This window comes from Paenibacillus lignilyticus (assembly GCF_017942085.1).
In the GTDB taxonomy this organism is placed as follows: domain Bacteria; phylum Bacillota; class Bacilli; order Paenibacillales; family Paenibacillaceae; genus Paenibacillus_Z; species Paenibacillus_Z lignilyticus.
In genome coordinates this window covers 1-16,385 of the sequence record NZ_JAGKSP010000023.1, presented here as the reverse complement: position 1 = coordinate 16,385, position 16,385 = coordinate 1, and the positions used below count along the sequence as shown (strand labels likewise).

At 48.2% G+C, this 16,385-nt stretch carries 18 protein-coding genes and 1 pseudogene; 1 reads left to right on the top strand and 18 read right to left on the bottom strand.

Features of this window, described 5'->3' with window-relative positions:
* Positions 1–2: 2 nt before the first annotated feature.
* From secA to I8J30_RS29175, 18 genes and pseudogenes are all read right to left on the bottom strand, one after another.
* On the bottom strand, positions 3–2,510 hold the full coding sequence (gene secA / locus I8J30_RS29260) for a preprotein translocase subunit SecA (protein ID WP_210663983.1): 2,508 nt from the start codon (positions 2,508–2,510) through the stop codon (positions 3–5).
* Positions 2,511–2,745: 235 nt separating this feature from the next.
* The gene (gene hpf, locus I8J30_RS29255; RefSeq protein WP_091225031.1) at positions 2,746–3,291 is read right to left on the bottom strand and encodes a ribosome hibernation-promoting factor, HPF/YfiA family; all 546 of its coding nucleotides are present in this window, start codon (positions 3,289–3,291) and stop codon (positions 2,746–2,748) included.
* Positions 3,292–3,513: 222 nt separating this feature from the next.
* Entirely contained in the window at positions 3,514–3,711 is a 198-nt protein-coding gene (locus I8J30_RS29250; RefSeq protein ID WP_090575545.1) for a cold shock domain-containing protein, read from the bottom strand.
* A gap of 210 nt (positions 3,712–3,921) precedes the next feature.
* The gene (gene fliT / locus I8J30_RS29245) at positions 3,922–4,263 is read right to left on the bottom strand and encodes a flagellar protein FliT (RefSeq protein WP_210663982.1); all 342 of its coding nucleotides are present in this window, start codon (positions 4,261–4,263) and stop codon (positions 3,922–3,924) included.
* 5 nt (positions 4,264–4,268) lie between these two features.
* Positions 4,269–4,655, bottom strand: coding sequence for a flagellar export chaperone FliS (fliS, locus tag I8J30_RS29240; protein ID WP_210663981.1), 387 nt, complete (start codon positions 4,653–4,655; stop codon positions 4,269–4,271).
* Between the two features lie 18 nt (positions 4,656–4,673).
* Positions 4,674–6,239: a flagellar filament capping protein FliD gene (gene fliD / locus I8J30_RS29235; protein WP_210663980.1), complete on the bottom strand. Its 1,566-nt coding sequence runs from the start codon at positions 6,237–6,239 to the stop codon at positions 4,674–4,676.
* A gap of 27 nt (positions 6,240–6,266) precedes the next feature.
* Positions 6,267–6,659, bottom strand: a complete 393-nt coding sequence (locus tag I8J30_RS29230) for a flagellar protein FlaG (protein WP_210663979.1) — start codon at positions 6,657–6,659, stop codon at positions 6,267–6,269.
* Positions 6,660–6,846: 187 nt separating this feature from the next.
* Positions 6,847–8,562, bottom strand: coding sequence for a flagellin N-terminal helical domain-containing protein (locus I8J30_RS29225; RefSeq protein WP_210663978.1), 1,716 nt, complete (start codon positions 8,560–8,562; stop codon positions 6,847–6,849).
* A gap of 228 nt (positions 8,563–8,790) precedes the next feature.
* A complete protein-coding gene (csrA, locus tag I8J30_RS29220) occupies positions 8,791–9,042 on the bottom strand; it encodes a carbon storage regulator CsrA (protein WP_210663977.1) in 252 nt (83 codons plus the stop codon).
* Positions 9,036–9,467: a flagellar assembly protein FliW gene (gene fliW, locus I8J30_RS29215; protein ID WP_210663976.1), complete on the bottom strand. Its 432-nt coding sequence runs from the start codon at positions 9,465–9,467 to the stop codon at positions 9,036–9,038. Before fliW ends, csrA begins: the two co-directional genes overlap by 7 nt.
* A gap of 58 nt (positions 9,468–9,525) precedes the next feature.
* Positions 9,526–10,098 (bottom strand): DUF6470 family protein, encoded by a 573-nt coding sequence (locus I8J30_RS29210; RefSeq protein ID WP_210663975.1) that lies wholly within the window; start codon positions 10,096–10,098, stop codon positions 9,526–9,528.
* 18 nt (positions 10,099–10,116) lie between these two features.
* Positions 10,117–11,037 carry a flagellar hook-associated protein FlgL gene (gene flgL, locus I8J30_RS29205; RefSeq protein ID WP_210663974.1) on the bottom strand — a complete coding sequence of 307 codons (921 nt, stop codon included), beginning with the start codon at positions 11,035–11,037 and terminating at the stop codon, positions 10,117–10,119.
* Between the two features lie 24 nt (positions 11,038–11,061).
* Positions 11,062–12,642 (bottom strand): flagellar hook-associated protein FlgK, encoded by a 1,581-nt coding sequence (flgK, locus tag I8J30_RS29200; RefSeq protein ID WP_210663973.1) that lies wholly within the window; start codon positions 12,640–12,642, stop codon positions 11,062–11,064.
* A gap of 15 nt (positions 12,643–12,657) precedes the next feature.
* The gene (locus I8J30_RS29195) at positions 12,658–13,158 is read right to left on the bottom strand and encodes a flagellar protein FlgN (protein ID WP_210663972.1); all 501 of its coding nucleotides are present in this window, start codon (positions 13,156–13,158) and stop codon (positions 12,658–12,660) included.
* Positions 13,159–13,179: 21 nt separating this feature from the next.
* Positions 13,180–13,446 carry a flagellar biosynthesis anti-sigma factor FlgM gene (flgM, locus tag I8J30_RS29190; protein WP_210664006.1) on the bottom strand — a complete coding sequence of 89 codons (267 nt, stop codon included), beginning with the start codon at positions 13,444–13,446 and terminating at the stop codon, positions 13,180–13,182.
* Between the two features lie 107 nt (positions 13,447–13,553).
* Positions 13,554–13,970, bottom strand: coding sequence for a TIGR03826 family flagellar region protein (locus I8J30_RS29185; protein WP_091225018.1), 417 nt, complete (start codon positions 13,968–13,970; stop codon positions 13,554–13,556).
* Positions 13,971–14,074: 104 nt separating this feature from the next.
* Positions 14,075–14,803, bottom strand: coding sequence for a ComF family protein (locus I8J30_RS29180; protein ID WP_210663971.1), 729 nt, complete (start codon positions 14,801–14,803; stop codon positions 14,075–14,077).
* 166 nt (positions 14,804–14,969) lie between these two features.
* Positions 14,970–16,091, bottom strand: a pseudogene (locus I8J30_RS29175) (helicase-related protein); the annotation flags it as partial.
* A 31-nt stretch (positions 16,092–16,122) separates the two neighbouring features.
* Here I8J30_RS29175 and I8J30_RS33365 point away from each other — a divergent pair.
* Positions 16,123–16,385, top strand: a 263-nt coding sequence (locus I8J30_RS33365) for a hypothetical protein (protein ID WP_240548466.1), incomplete at its 3' end; no start/stop codon positions are given.

The window sequence follows — 16,385 nt, the reverse complement described above, 5'->3', positions numbered from 1 at the left end:
GCTTATTGTCCATGGCATTGCTTGTATTTCTTGCCGCTGCCGCATGGGCACGGATCGTTACGACGCACGCGCTCTTCCTTGCGAACCGGACGCTTCTGCTGCATTTCGCTGCTTCCGCCGGATTCCGTTTGACCTTTCGCTACCTCTTGGCGCTCCAGGTTGTTCTCCACGTGTGCTTTCATGATATATTTCGTCACTTCTTCTTGAATATGCTCGATCATTTCCTTGAACATCTCGAAGCCCTCGAATTGATATTCACGAAGCGGATCTGTACCGCCATATGCACGAAGGTGGATACCTTGGCGAAGCTGATCCATGGCATCGATGTGATCCATCCATTTGCTGTCTACTGCACGCAGCACGACAACCTTCTCGAATTCACGCATCGTCTCCGGACCGATTCCTTCTTCACGCTGATCGTAGAGCTCGATTACTTTGCCGTACAAGAAATCATTGATTTCTTCCGGCTCTTTGCCCCATAGATCATCTTTCGTGATGCTGCCCTCGTTCAGGAAGTTGCCTTCCGCGTAATCCACGATTTCTTGCAGCTCCCAGTTCTCCGGTACGTCATCGGACGGACAGTGAGCTTCTACGATCTTCGCAATGACAGGCTTGATCATCTCAAGCACGATTTCGCGGATGTTCTCGGAGAAGAGCACTTCGCGGCGCTGCTTGTAGATAATTTCACGTTGTTGGTTCATGACGTCATCGTATTGCAAGACGATTTTACGTTGATCGAAGTTGTTGCCCTCTACGCGTTTCTGCGCGGATTCGATCGCACGGGTGATCAGGCGGCTCTCGATCGGTTGATCTTCTTCGAAGCCAAGACGCTCCATCATGCCCATGATGTTCTCAGAGCCGAAACGGCGCATAAGCTCATCCTCGAGCGACAGGTAGAACTGCGAGGAACCCGGGTCCCCTTGACGACCGGCACGACCGCGCAGCTGGTTATCGATACGACGGCTCTCATGGCGCTCCGTACCGATAATATGCAAGCCGCCGATACCGTCAACCGCATCCCCAAGCAAAATATCGGTACCGCGACCCGCCATGTTCGTTGCAATCGTAACGGACTCGGATTGACCCGCGCGAGAAATAATTTCAGCTTCCTCGGCATGGTACTTCGCGTTCAATACTTTATGCGTAATGCCGCGTTTCTTCAGCATCTCGGAGAGCTTCTCGGAGTTCTCGATGGAAACGGTACCTACGAGCACAGGCTGTTTGTTCTTGTGGCGTTTCACGATTTCTTCAACGACCGCTTTGAACTTGCCGTTCTCCGTTTTATAAACCACATCCGCAATGTCTTCACGGATATTCTTCCGGTTGGTCGGCACTTGAATAACTTCAAGACCGTAAATTTTCTTGAACTCTTCTTCCTCCGTCTTTGCTGTACCTGTCATACCGGACAGCTTGCGGTACATCCGGAAGTAGTTCTGGAATGTAATCGTCGCGAGCGTCATGCTCTCGTTCTGTACTTTAATTTGCTCTTTCGCTTCGATCGCTTGGTGCAATCCGTCGCTGTAACGGCGGCCGGCCATTAGACGGCCCGTAAACTCATCGACAATGATAACTTCTTCATCTTGTACAACGTAGTCTACGTCGCGTTTCATAATGACATGCGCTTTGAGCGCTTGCTGGATGTGATGGTTGAGCGTTACATTGGCATGATCGAATAAGTTCTCGATGCCGAATGCTTTCTCCGCTTTCTCCACGCCTGCATCCGTCAACGTGACCGAACGCACTTTCACATCAACCGTATAATCTTCTTCTACCTTCAAACGTGTCGCAAACCGATCCGCCGCAAAATACAGCTCCGTCGATTTGGCCGCCTGACCGGAAATAATAAGCGGTGTACGAGCTTCATCGACAAGGATGGAGTCGACTTCGTCAATAATGGCATAATAAAGCGGACGCTGTACCATTTGTTCTTTGTACAGGACCATGTTGTCACGCAAGTAGTCGAATCCAAACTCATTGTTCGTTCCGTATGTGATATCGCATGCGTAAGCTGCTTGCTTCTCATCATGATTGAGGCCATGCAGGTTAACACCGACAGTTAAGCCTAAGAATTTATAGAGCTGACCCATTTGCTCGCTGTCACGCGTAGCCAAGTAGTCATTGACCGTAACGACATGAACGCCTTTGCCCAGAAGCGCGTTCAAATAAACGGCAAGGGTAGCGACGAGCGTTTTACCTTCACCGGTCTTCATCTCCGCAATTTGGCCTTCGTGAAGCACCATACCGCCGATCAGCTGTACGTCGTAATGGCGCTTGTCCAGAACGCGTTTGGAAGCTTCTCGCACAACAGCAAACGCCTCTGGAAGCAGGGTATCAATATCCTCACCCTTTTCGAGACGTGCTTTAAATTCCTCCGTCTTCTCACGAAGTCCATCATCTGACAACTTGGAAACTTGCGGCTCAAGGCCGTTAATTTCCTCCACCGTACGCATTAGACGCTTAATCTCACGTTCGTTGGCGTCTCCGAATAATTTCTTTACAAGTCCGAGCATGGTCTTCCCCTTTCGTCTGTTACGCCTGTTTGCATAAATTGTATCAGTTTGCGGCAGTTCCCGCAATGTTGGCCCCCTGAGGGAGAAGCTGGATTGTGCACGCAAACCCGCTCGGATCCTGTATTTCTTGCCGGTTGCCCCGAGCGGCGTCTCCATTATATGCCGATTGAGAGAGCCTTATGACGATCCTTAAGCAAAAAGAGCCCCGGTTTCCCAGGGCCCGATGAATTCCATATTAGTCCGCTTCAATTAATCCATATCGACCGTCGCTGCGTTTATAAACAACATTCACTTCTTTGGTTGTCGCATTCGCGAACATGAAGAAGCTGTGTCCCACCATGTTCATTTGCAAAATCGCTTCTTCTACATCCATCGGCTTTAATAGGAAGCGTTTCGTTCGAACAAGCTCGTAGTCTTCTTCCTCCTCCAGTACCCGAACGGCTGCGCCGTCGTCTTTGAACATCGTGCGAATGCCGCTTTCTTTGCGATATCGGCTGTTGATTTTAGTTTTATGTTTGCGAATCTGACGATCCAGTTTGTCCACTACCAAGTCAATGGAGGCGTACATATCCTCGCTCTTCTCCTCTGCTCTTAGCATCGCGTTCGAGAGTGGAATCATGACTTCAATAACATGCTTGCCTTTCGTAACTGACATTGTAACGTTTGTCTCGGAGGTAAACGGCTCTTCAAAATACTTTTCTAGGCGGCTTAGCTTCTTCTCGACATATTCGCGCAAGGCGTCTGTCACCAGGATGTGTTGACCTCGAATGTTGTATTTCATGTGGCATTCCTCCTTTTACATAGTCTTATTATAACACCCTATGTGGGCGATCTCAAAGATATTTTCAGTATTTTGTGAATTATTTAATAATTTAATAGTTGGAAGTTTCTAGTAGTAGAACCGCGGGTAAAAATAAGAAAAAGCCCTGGTTGCCCAGGGCTTCTGCCGATCATTCGGTTAAGCGCGTACCATTTATTATGTGGCCGCTTAACAGCGGTATGATTACAGTTTAGTAACGTTTGCAGCTTGAGGACCACGCGCGCCTTCGACGATGTCGAACTCTACGGATTGGCCTTCTTCAAGTGTTTTGAAACCTTCGGATTGGATTGCGGAGAAATGTACGAATACGTCGCCGCCTTGTTCTGTCTCGATGAAACCGTAACCTTTTTCTGCGTTAAACCATTTAACTTTACCTTGCATTGAGAACATTCCCTTCATCTTCAAATAGCTGCGAGATCACTAGGCGTGGCCCACAAATCGAATATAACACCCACTTCACAATATTGTCAATAAGTTTTTGTAAGCGAATACATTATTGATTTCATTGGTTTAATTTTTTCGCCATCCACAAAAAAAGCACCCACGCGGGTGCATTTCATTATTGTTCAACGATATTTTATTGTAAGAAGCCTAGTTCCTCTCGTCGAAGAACATACTGTTGTCTGCACCGTATGCCCCTCCGCCGCCGTAGGCGTCCCGCTGAACGCGGGCACGGTTGAATTTATCCATGCCTTGGGTTGCTTCGTGCTTAAGCTCTTCCATACGCCCCAGAATGCGCGAGTCGAAGCTAAGAATCCGATTCACCTGCTCCTGATTGGCGCTGTCAGCCGGACGGAGCGCAAACTGAGCTTGAATCGTCTCTATGATGTTCCCTCTCCGGTCCAGGAAGTCTTCGATCTGTTCAACAGTCGCTCCATGGATGTCGGCTACAAGCTGCAACGTCAACTGCTCTAATTCTTTTATGGCTTCCATTCCGATTACGAGCTCCTCTGAACGCTCGCCACCGGTTTGGCTGCAGCTATCCAGGTTTCGCGAAGTTCGGTTAAATAACCGAGCACTTCTTCGACAGGAACTACGTCTTTCTTCAGGTTCGCTTCTCTCAGACGGGTTTTGAAATATTCGTACAGCTTCAGTAGCCCTTCAGCCACTTCAGAATTACGATCCAACGTAATTTCGAACTCCGCAACGATATCTTGAACCTTTACAAGATTACGATGAGCGTCCTCATTCTTACCTTCTTTGATTGCCAGAATGGCCGCCTTCGAGAAGCGAATTGCGCCATCGTAAAGCATAATCAGCAATTGTGCAGGTGAAGCAGTTTGGACGGAGTTGTCGAGATATCTATTCTTCTGTGCTTGCAGCATCAACGGTTCCTCCTATTATTAGCCCCCAATAGAGCTCATCAGACTCGACGACTGGGAATTCAACTTACTGATCGCTGTCTCCATTGCGGTAAATTTCTTGTAGTAATTGTCCTCCATGTCCACTAAACGGCGGTTCCACGCTGCAATTTGCTCGTTTAGCTTAGAGAGTTGCTTACCCATGATACTGTCCGACTTCAAGACCTCGTCAGAGAATAAGGATGTACCTGCTTTGCTGGAGAGATTCTCAAGCGTGCCTTTCAGGTTACCATACATCTTCTGAACAATCCCGACATCCGATTGATCCGCATCCCCATTGCCGGCAGCCGAGAATAGCGCCAATACCGCATCCGGATCCTTCTCAATGGCTGTCTTGAGCTTCTCTTCATCTAATATGGACAGCTTACCGTTATCCAGATAATTGGTTGATCCAATTCCGATGGAACTCAGGGTAGTGTAGTTAGCATTTCCGGTGTTTACAACCGTTGACGTGACCGTCCGCAAAGAAGCAATCGTCGTAGTGAATATACTGTCATTATGCAACAGCCCTGTCTTGGCTTTCGTCTCCCAGAGCTTAATATCGTCTTCTTTCATATCCGCTCTCTGCTCTTCAGTGAGGGGCTGGAAGTCGCGATTCTTCTTCTCACCGACTTTGTCCTGCAAGGTCTTCAGTACATCATTATAATCGGCAATGAAGGTTTTAATGGAATCTACTATCTTGGTCGTATCAGTGGATACCCCGATGGAAGTGGCCACATATTTGGTAGGATCAGCTTCTTGCCCTGCTACACCTGTAAATACGCTCTTCTGCTTAAGGACGATATCCATGTTGTTGACGGTGAACGAGTTGCTTTCGCGTTCAGTGGCGATTCCGTTAATCTCGAGTAGTGCGTTTTGACCTGTTCCACTCACCGCAGGCATTTTTAGAATATTGGCAGCAAAACCACCAGTATCATCCGTGATTTTAATATCTGCTTTTGTTCCTGTCGCCTTCGTCGTAAAACCAATTTGGCCTGTGAAGGAATCATAAAAAGCGTTCACATTCGTCGTCTTGTTAATACGAGAGATCACATCATTAAGAGAATCCACACTTGTATCTACATCGATTTGAGTCCCGTTTATTTTGAAGGAATAGTCCGTTCCAGCGCCTACATTAGGAGTTACTTTCAGTAATGCCTTCTGATCTTCAAGCGTTTTGGATGCGTCGAACGCAGGATCAGTTGGAACTGCGGGTGCTTGACGGATATCGGTGCCAGTCATCTTCGCCGAAGTCGCAAGTGACATGACCTTAATCGATGTTGTACCAATCGGCGCATCTGCCCTAGCGGTGGCCGTAAACACTTGATTATCTCCACTGATCGTTGTCAGCTTAGCGCCAAGTGTTCGATCTGCTTTGAAATTGAAGACTTTATTATTGCGGAAATCAAGCAATTTCTTATTTAAATCCTTGTAAGCATCACGTTGCCATTCCACGGTTTGCTTCTGCTGCTTTAGTTTATCTGCCGGCACCTTACCTGCTGTCATTAGTTGCTTGACGATAGTGTCGATATCCATGCCCGATGCCATTCCATTTAGCCTCATTACCATTTCGTTACAGTCCTCCTTCTAACGCTGCTATCTCCGCTCATCGATCCAAATTCCGGCGTTCTCACACATTGCGGCAACCATATTTAATATTTTTTCCGGCGGTACTTCTCGAATGAGTCTGCCCGTATCCTTCTCGACGACTTTCACCATAATCTGCTTGGTCTTCTCGTGGATAGAAAATTCACAAGAAGTCGCCACACCCATGACTGCTTTGTTCGCTTTCTCGATCGCTTTAATCAACATTTCTTCGCCAAGCGGCACCTTTACACCCGTGTTCTCCGCTTGCTTTAATTCCCTTGCATTCTGAAGCGCAGGTGCAGCACTCGGCTGCTGATCTGACACGACTTGCCGATCACTGGCAGTATTAGTTATAGGACTGCTTATGGGCACAGAATTGCTGATTGGCAAATTCGTATTCATAACGCTTTCCCCCCGATGGTATATTATTTCTTATATCGGTGTCTGAAGAGCAATCCTGTATAGCCTAGTGAAAAAATGTATCTGTTTAGCAAAAAGGGCTTCTCCAAAAGAGAAGCCTTTTTTGACGAACAGATACAAAACAAAAGAGATCCTAGATAATCTAGGATCTCTTGGTTGTTCGTTAAGATTAACGAAGCAATTGAAGAACGCCTTGTGGTTGTTGGTTAGCTTGTGCAAGCATAGCTTGTGCAGCTTGAGCAAGGATGTTGTTTTTCGTTTGCTCCATCATTTCTTTCGCCATATCAACGTCACGGATACGGGATTCAGCTGCAGTCAGGTTCTCTGAAGCTGTTCCCAAGTTGTTGATCGTGTGCTCAAGACGGTTTTGAACTGCTCCTAGTTTAGAACGCTCGCTGGAAACAGACGCAGTTGCTTTATCAAGAATTGCAATTGCTTTAGCAGCATCGTCTTTAGTAGAGATGTTCAAAGCAGCCTCGCCTTTAACGTCGTTAGTTCCGTTTGTTACGGAGTTAGCAGTAGTGAAACCAGCAGTACCAGCAGTTGCTGTGATTCCCAGTGCTTTAGAGCGCATGTCGTTGATTGTCAAGCTCATGGATTGGCCAGTGTTAGCACCGATTTGGAAGCTAGTTTCGAATTCTTTTTGAACTCCGCCGTTTTGTACAGTAATTCCGTTACCATCTGCACCTTTAGCAGTTGTAGCAGTAACATTCAGTACGCCTGCCGCTGCAGTCAATGTTACGCCATCTAGTTTAGATCCAAGAGTATCTACGATAGCTTTGACAACATCAGTAGCATTTGCTGCTCCAGCAATGTCTACGCCATTTGCTTTGCCTGTGTATGCACCTTTTGTTGCATCATAGAACTCGATTTGTTGACCGTTAATTGTCAGACCAGTTCCAACAAGCTTAGCAGCTGCTGCAGCATTGGCTACAGTAAATGTTACCCCTGCTGTCGCTTGCGTATCAACCGAAGTCCCAACGCTTGCAGTACCGGAAGCCGCACCAGTAACTGTACCAGCGGAAGCAGCGATGTTACCTTGTGCACCAAAGCTTTGACCACCGTTTGCTTTGGAGACTGCGGCAATCGTAATTACGCCAGCTACATTACTAACTTTAAAGTTACCTTTAAGTGATTCATTTGCATCAATCATTTTGTTCATGGCAGCCGTAACAGCATCTGCTGCAGTTGTAGCAGTATTATTCGCTGGAGTTGCATCAATTGCTACGTTTGCAGAATTACTCGTTACACCGTATACAACGTTATCGTTTGCAGCTCCGCCATTGGAACCAGAAGCATTAAAGTTTAAAGTCAGTTCTTGACCGTTAAGTGTGAGTTTTACATTTTGACCTGCTGTTGCCCCTGCAGTCAATGTCACTGTTTGTGTAGCTTGAGTATGCGTAGTTACGCCACCCGCCAGCAAAGCATCAGTAAATGCACCGTTAGTACCTTGGAGACTAGTTTTACCGTCGCCTTGAAGCAACTTTTGAGTATTGAACTCAGTAGTGTTACCTACGCGGTTGATCTCGGAAGTCAGTTGGTTCATTTCATCTTGAAGCGCGCCGCGGTCAGCGTCAGTGTTAGTTCCGTTAGCCGATTGGTTAGCAAGTTCGCGCATACGTTGAAGGATGCTGTGAGTTTCGTTCAAAGCGCCTTCAGCTGTTTGGATAAGGGAGATACCATCTTGGGAGTTCTTAGCAGCCATGTCCAAACCACGGATTTGACCACGCATTTTTTCGGAGATTGCTAGACCAGCTGCATCGTCACCTGCACGGTTGATGCGAAGACCGGAAGACAATTTCTCGATGTTTTTAGCTGTTGCTTGGCTGTTTGCACCCAGTTGACGGTGTGTGTTCAAAGCTGTGATGTTGTGATTAATTCTCATTTTTTTCTTCCTCCTTGAAGTTGGGTAGTTCTCCACATCCTTGTGGAGACCTTATGTCTGTTTCGCAATCAGGTCGGCCGCCATGCTGCGAAACAGCGACTAATGAATATATCGACGTTCACTTTCCGTTTCTTTATAGCAAAATCCGCAAAAACCAAAAAAACGACAAAAAATACCGTAAAACCTCGCTTAGACTTGCGGTTAATTCAACAAAAAAACCAATGCCGTCTAGGCGTTGGTTTTTTTGTCTGCATGATTTGGCATTTGAAAGCTCTTCAGATCCGCTAAATTCAGTTGCTTCTGCAGCGCTTGTTTATTGCTCTCTTGCACGGCATCATACACTTCTTTGCGAAGGATGTTCACGTCGCTTGGCGCTTTAATCCCCACTTTAACCTGGTCCCCATCGATCGATGATATGACGATTTCAATATCATTATTTAAGAGGATCGACTGTCCTTTTTTTCGGCTCAATATTAGCATGATAATTCACCGCTTTCCAATTGAACGACTTTGAAGAGAGGTTCCTTGGTGCTGTATCTGCTAGACGGGGGGAGAACGGTTTGCTTGCCTTGTCCGTTCTTCATATTCAATAGAATTGGCGCGATTAAATTAATGGTCGAATCCGTGAATGGATCTGTAGTCGTTACGATCGTTAGCACACACACATCTTCAGGAGCTTCGATTTCAAGGAGCTTCTTATCCTTCTCCTCGATCTCAAACGAGTAATCTTGATCGGCAGTGAATGGTGAGATCACTAAAAATGAAATATAATCATGCTCCAGGCTTTGCAAGTATGCAAAATGCGAGTTCTCTTCCACTACTTTAATCGAGAACTCGTTACATTCCTCGAAGCCTAGAATGCTTCCGTTTAATTGAAACGTTTTGCCTTGTAAGAAATCGAGCATGATAATTACCCTCCTCTAACAGATAATGCTATAGCTTGCGCTATAGCATTTCAAATTATTATATATATTTGTCGTATTCACCCACGCTGAATTCAACCGAGTTTCTTTGCCTTAAGTATACTTCTACCGAACCGGGATGGTACTGAGTCTCCGGTTTACGCGGCGTGTACTCAATAATCGGCTTCTGAGCTTCAATGTTGATGATTGGCGCATGGGGCGTATAACGTACTCTTACATTATCGATGGAAGCCTCTCCGGTGTAAACAATCCGATTCTGATGATGAAATGCCTCGCGCGCAAGCTCAGCGAAAGCATTGTTCGGATTCGAGATTTGCGCCATCCGATTACCGTCTTCTACGATCTTCGCAATGGCTTGGAGTGCGACGTTCTTGTACTGGCTGTAGATCGAATTCATCCAATCCAAATGAGGTCCTGTACCCAAGGCCGTAAAGGCCGCGGTAGAATCCACTTCCAGCTCACCTCGCGGTGATTGAATGTCTACTATAGCCGGTGGCTGTTCGATAGACAAGTCTCCGGGCGGAGATTGCATTTCTAAGCTGGCATTGTTCGTTTGAATACCGATCTGAGCATAGGTTTGATGAATCGATAAGCGCGGAAATTGAAATTCCATTACAATCCCCCAATCGGATTATCTTATATAATCCAATAAACTAGGCTGGATGATTTTCGCTCCGATGGACAAGGAAGCTTGATACACGTTCTGATCTTCCTGCAGCTTCGTAATAATCTCGGCCATATCCGCATCTTCGATTTTGGAATCCAGCTCTGTCAGGTTCACGTCGAGATCCTTAATACGTGCATCCATCAAATCAATCCGGTTCGATCTTGCGCCAACCTCTGCACGGACATTCAAAATTTTGTCCATTCGGCTGCCTAATTGTCCTAATAAGTTCTGCACTTGCTTCTGATCCCCGGCAGAGAATGCTGTTTGGAGACCGCCTAGTACCGTGAATAGATTATCCGGCGTAGTAGGATCCGCCGGCGGTTCCGGATTAGCTGCACCAAACACCGCATCGCCCGTCACATTAATCGGGATCGTAACACCGGCCGCGAATTGATACATAATGGCTTGTGTATCCGCTTGCTCCGTTTGAGCCCCGGCTACTGTATAAGGATCCTTGTCCGTAAATTGTCCATTGAAAATAGCTTTGCCGTTCAGCCTGTCATTGCCAAGAGAAACCGCTTGTTGGTAGAGCTGGCCCATCTCTTCCGCAATTGCGTCCAACGCAGATTGAGGGTTAGCACCATTTGCCCCTTGAACAGTCAATTCATTGGCGCGCTGCATAATATCGGTCAGTTGGGACAGGACCGTATCCGTATGATCCACGAAGGACTTGGCCGAATCTATGTTCTTCTGATACTGTTCATTCGCCGAAAGCTCGCTGCGATATCGGAGGGCATAGGTAATACCGACCGGATCATCGGATGGAGCATTTATCTTACGACCTGTGGAAAGCATATTCTGATGCTTGTCCATACGGTTTAAGTTATTATTCACGTTTCTAAGCAACTGCGAATGCATCATGCTTTGCGTAATTCTTAAAGACACCTTCATCCCCACCTATCTTAGATATTACCGTCCTACCGTACCCGTACCGTTAATGAGCTTCTCTAAAATCTCATCATAGGCCGTCATGAACCGAGCCGCCGCGCCATAGGCATGTTGAAACTTAATCATATTAGACATTTCTTCATCGATCGAAACGCCGCTGACCGCTTGCCGGCTGGAGTCTACTTGCTCAGCAAGCACTTGCTGATTGTTAAGCTGCCGCTGCGCCTCTTGTCCTTGAACCCCAAGCTGCCCGACAATGGCTCTGAAATAATCATCGATGCTTCCGGTTGTTACGCCGCCGTCTGTTGTCGTAAATGAAAACTTAGAATCTTTGATATTCGATAAGAGTACGGCAAGTGTGTTGTTACCTTTAACTGCAATCTCACTACCTCCGGTTCCGGTAGTCCGCAGCGATGTTGCGATTAAGCTGGCATCAGCAGCAATCGTAGGATTCAAGCGGATACTATCAGCCGTAATGTCGCCTGATGCAGAGGTAAAGAAATCATCACCTGTCTTGGCAGGGGTGTCAAAGGTGTACCCTAATTTATGAAGACCGTTAAGTCCATTAACGATTACCGTAGTATCCTGTGTCAGCAAGCGATTCGAGCCCGCGAATGTCAAACTGTTTCCATCCGGCGTCTTCAATGTCGTTCCGTCAGGAAGCATCGAGCCCGCCGGAATGGTAATGGTAATCTCACCGTTTGCAATACTGTTCGCCAGTACGTTCAGTTGATTCTGATAATCCGCCACATACTTATTTTTCGCCACGAACATCCCGAATACTTCGCCGCTATTCAAGTCGCCGGATCCATCGCCTGTGCCAAAAGCTGCCGTGAGCGCATCCACTGAGGTCGGTGTAGCGGTTCCGCCTGTTGTCAGGTTCATGCCGCCGATCGAGATATCATAGCCAGCACCTGTATTCACCACGTTAATATTTACGATTTTGGACAAGTTGTCGGTTAGCAGATCCCGCTGATCTCTTAGATCGTTAGCGTCGTTGCCTAATCCTTCAACCCGTGAAATCTCTGTATTCAAATTCGAAATCGTAGTTATGATAGAGTTGATTTCATTGACTTTTACCCCAATGTTATTGGATAAATCCGTACTTAAATCTCGCAGCTGTTTGCTCGTTTGATTGAAGGCATCCGTTAATGCGATCGCACTCTCGCGCACAATCTTCCGACCCGTCACATTCTCCGGATCTTTGCTTAGATCGGACCACGACTTCCAGAAGTTGTCGAGCACGGTACGAATACCGGAATCTGAAGGCTCGTTTACAATACTCTGCAGCTTGTTGAGCGTGTCAGCTTGGATCTCCCAGTTGCCCAATGACTTGTTCTCGTTCCGGAATTGATCATCCAGGAAGGACTGACGAACACGAGTAATGGACGAGAATTCTACGCCTGTTCCCAATTGTCCGGGTACGTTGGATCTGCTAATGCCCGGGTATTCCATAGGTCTGGAAGCTTGCATATTCACTACTTGCCTGGAGTACCCTGCCGTATTGGCATTCGAGATATTATGACCGGTTGTATTTAATGCAGCCGTCTGCGTGAACAAACTCCGCTTGGCTGTTTCAATGCCATGGAATGTAGAACTCATTACAGGGTTGCCTCCCTATCCTCTTGTATCAAATAAGCCGTTGCGGGGATTGCCGTATCCGGGACTAAGCGGATGCTGGTACGTAACATCGCCGTTCGGATCCTCGACCAACAAATCTATGGAATAATCAATGAACTTCAGCGACTGTTCGATGAGCTGCTGGTTCAGCTGGCTGACCTTCTGCAGCTCATCAAGCAGCGCGGTAAGTTCCTCATGAAGTTCAGTTAGTTTCTTCTTATCTTGAGATGCTGTGACCGTCCGTATCATCTCGCTGATTTTGCCGCCTTTGTAACGAAGCATTCCAATACCCGAGAAGTATTGTCCGGAAAACCTCATCCGCTGCTGCTCCAATTCCTCAGCCATCTTCAGCAGCTTCCGTTCTTTCTGAAGAATAGCGTTCAGCTTCTCCACTTGATTGTGGACAAGATACGGCGTCTTCTCATTGGCCAAGGCCAGCAGCTCTCGGTATACGCCTGCCTGCTGCTCAAGCGTTGCGATAATTGTCTCCACGATCACAAGGATTCACCTGTCTTGTTGTTAGTTTTTAAGAAAAGGAAGCAGCTTCTCTGCGATTTTGCCCGATTCCACATGATAGCTTCCGGTGCTTACGGATTGTTTAAGATCATCAATCAGCTTAGCGCGGTCCGTGTCATTAACTCGGCTGGATGAGAGCATCTCCTGTGCTTCGGCGGATATTTGCACTTTATCCGTTTTCCGTTTACGATCAAGCGCATTTGCCTGCTGCTCGTTTTGCTTCTGGTACGGATTTACTGCATTGATCCGGTGCGATTGATTTATCTTCATCATAATCCCTCCAACAATTAAAAAAGCCGATGACTCTGTATAAGAGTATTATCGGCAAATGGGTATAAATATTTAGAGATTATAAAAACTCGGCTAAATTACCAGTCTCAGCCACGCTCTAAGTTGCGATAAGCTGAGGCTGCGGAGGTTGGCGCTTTCACGACCTCTTCTTCGGATCTGCTGGCAATTTCATGTTTGGCTTTGCTGACTTCCTTCAGCAGCTTAGCTCTACAGCTGTCGCATTTGTTATTCTCTCGAATGAGTATGCCGCACATCTCGCACGGATACATCAAATTCGGAGCACCCACCAGCGAAATTCTGCCCTCGCGAATAAACTTCGTGATTTGTTTTATGGATACACTCGTCGCGTCTGAAAGTTCGTTGATGGTCGTGCCTTTATTCTTACGCAGATAATCTGAGCAAACCGTATATTCATTATCTATCTGCTTGATGCAATTCGGACAAACATCGCGGAAGTTCTTAGCATACAGTTTCCCGCAGCGAGGACAATTTCCAAGATCCATCTTTCACTGCTCCCTTCGAGTCTAGCCACTTGTGACTCCATATTAACTCAAAAGCAGACAAAATTCATCAAATATTTGATAGGCAAAACATAGAGGCGAATCTGCTAGGAACGAGCCAGTGTGAGAATGAATATTTGAGCATTTATTTGAGGTGCGAGCTGCCCTATCCCTTCTGTTAACGCCAGTGCGCAGGAGTTCGCCGTACTGCCGGTGGTGTAAATGTCATCTATTACCAGCAGCTTGATTAGAGGTTGGTGTAGAGAGTTGAGATTTAGTGTATCAAGCATCTCCGCAGTAGCATCTAGGTCCGCGGCAAAAAGCTGTTTGGTATCTCGCAGTCTCGCAAGTCTAGTTTTGAAGCTTTGCTTATCGCTGTGCCTGGTACGCTGCAAAATATCATATACCGTTAGATGTTCATGTTCTGCAAGGTAGGAAGCAAGTCGTTCAGCTTGATTAAAGCCCCGCTCCTGCAGCCGTTCGTCGCTTACCGGGACCGGGATAACGGCATCGAAACGGAATGCGGTTTGGCTGCCGGCAGACTGTTGTGCGATCATGCCGCGATAGGCAGGAATCAACATTTTTCCAAGTATGGGAGCAAGCCCTTCATGACCGCGGTATTTGTAGAGAGCTAGCCACTGCCGAATGACAGGATCGTAATGTACCGCTGAACGATTGCAAATGAACCCTGCTTCTTGGCGGCGGGTGCAATCCGGGCACCCTTCCGGCCTGCCGCAAACTGCACAATAAATACGTGTAATCCAAGGGATTTGACCAAAACAATGCCTGCACAGCTCCGGGAATTCGGCATGTCTCGGCGACCGATCGCTTAGCATCCCGCAAATAACGCAAGCCGGGGATTTAGGTGAGAGCATTGTCGTGGTTGTCTGGGATGTATTTTGGAAAAGGTGATGAAACTTACGCCAGATCGTTGAAAGAGGAGTTGTGAGTATGGTGTGTCACGCCTTTCTGGGATGAACGTCGCAGGTAAGGGATGGCCAATTATAAAAGATATCCGCTTCGGCGGGCGATTCGATTCATGCTTTTGATTTGACGAATGGCGGATTGCTGTGCGCGCGTACGGGATGAGCCGTAGAAATAAACCCGTCCGGCCGGGTCATCCTTGGATCGTCCGGCTCTGCCCGCCATCTGAATGAGAGACGCATCGTCAAAGAGCTTACCGTCCGCATCGAGGATAAATACATCGCTCTTGGGAACCGTAACTCCTCTCTCGAGAATCGTAGTAGTTACGAGCAGGCGGATGCTGCGATCGCGGAATCGGGTTACTTTGTCGGCGCGAGCCGGATCCTTGGAGGATGTCCCCTCCACGACAATCGAGGGAAAAGCGTTTCGGAGACGCTCAACCAGCGGTTCAACATCTCGAATTTGCTGGGCAAATACGAAGAGTTGAGCGCCCCGGTCGATGGACTGCCCGAGCGTCTTTAGAAGATGACGTGGTAGGAAGCGCTTGTCCAGGATGTTGCGTACGGTCGGGATTTGGCATTGAATCGGCACAGGAAGCGGATGCCGGTGGAATCGAACCGGTACGCGCACATGCTCGAGTCTGCCCAGCCTCGCTGCCCTTCTGAGCTCTGCCGGAGGCGTAGCGGACAGCAGGATGTTTACGCCATTCTGCTTGCAAACATTGTCCGCGGCGTAGTGCAGCATAGCGTCATTGTGAAAAGGAAAAGCATCGATCTCATCGATAACAACGAAATCGAACCCTTGGTAAAAACGGAATAATTGATGCGTTGTAGCCAGCGTGATCTCACCTTGCTCCCATCGCTGTTCACTGCCTCCGTATAGCGTTACTACCGTTGCTGCCGGAAACGCCTTGCGGATACGCGGGTCCAGCTCCAGCACGACGTCTCTTCGCGGCGTCGCTAAGAGTGCGCGGCCCTGGCGCTGCAGACAGGAATCGATAAGCGGGAAGATCATCTCCGTTTTGCCCGCTCCGGTGACTGCCCATAGCAGAAATCTGCGCGGCGCGGATTGGCGGGGATGGCTGGCCGCCATGAAGTTCAGGGCAGCTTCGGCGGCCGCCTTTTGTGCGGGGCTGAGGCCCCAGGATGGGGCGACGGTGGCGGGTGCGGCCGTGGGTGCGCTAGACGCGGGTGCGGCCGCGGTGGCGCAAACGCTTGGCGCAGGTGGAGCGTTGGACGCTGCCGATGCCGCGTTGGCGCTTGGCGCGGGTGAGAAGCTGGATGCCGCGGATGCCGCAGTGGCGCTTGGCGCGGGGGAAGCAGCATGCGCGCTCGGCGCGGGTGGGGCGTTGGACGCTGCCGATGCTGCGGTGGCGCTTGGCGCGGGTGGAGCGCCAGTCGTGAGCGCGCACGCTGCTGTGGTACTGGGCGTGCCCTGGATGAGCTGGTCACAGTCTCAGCTACTACCTTTCGTGTGGCATGCCTCGCAGTTCCT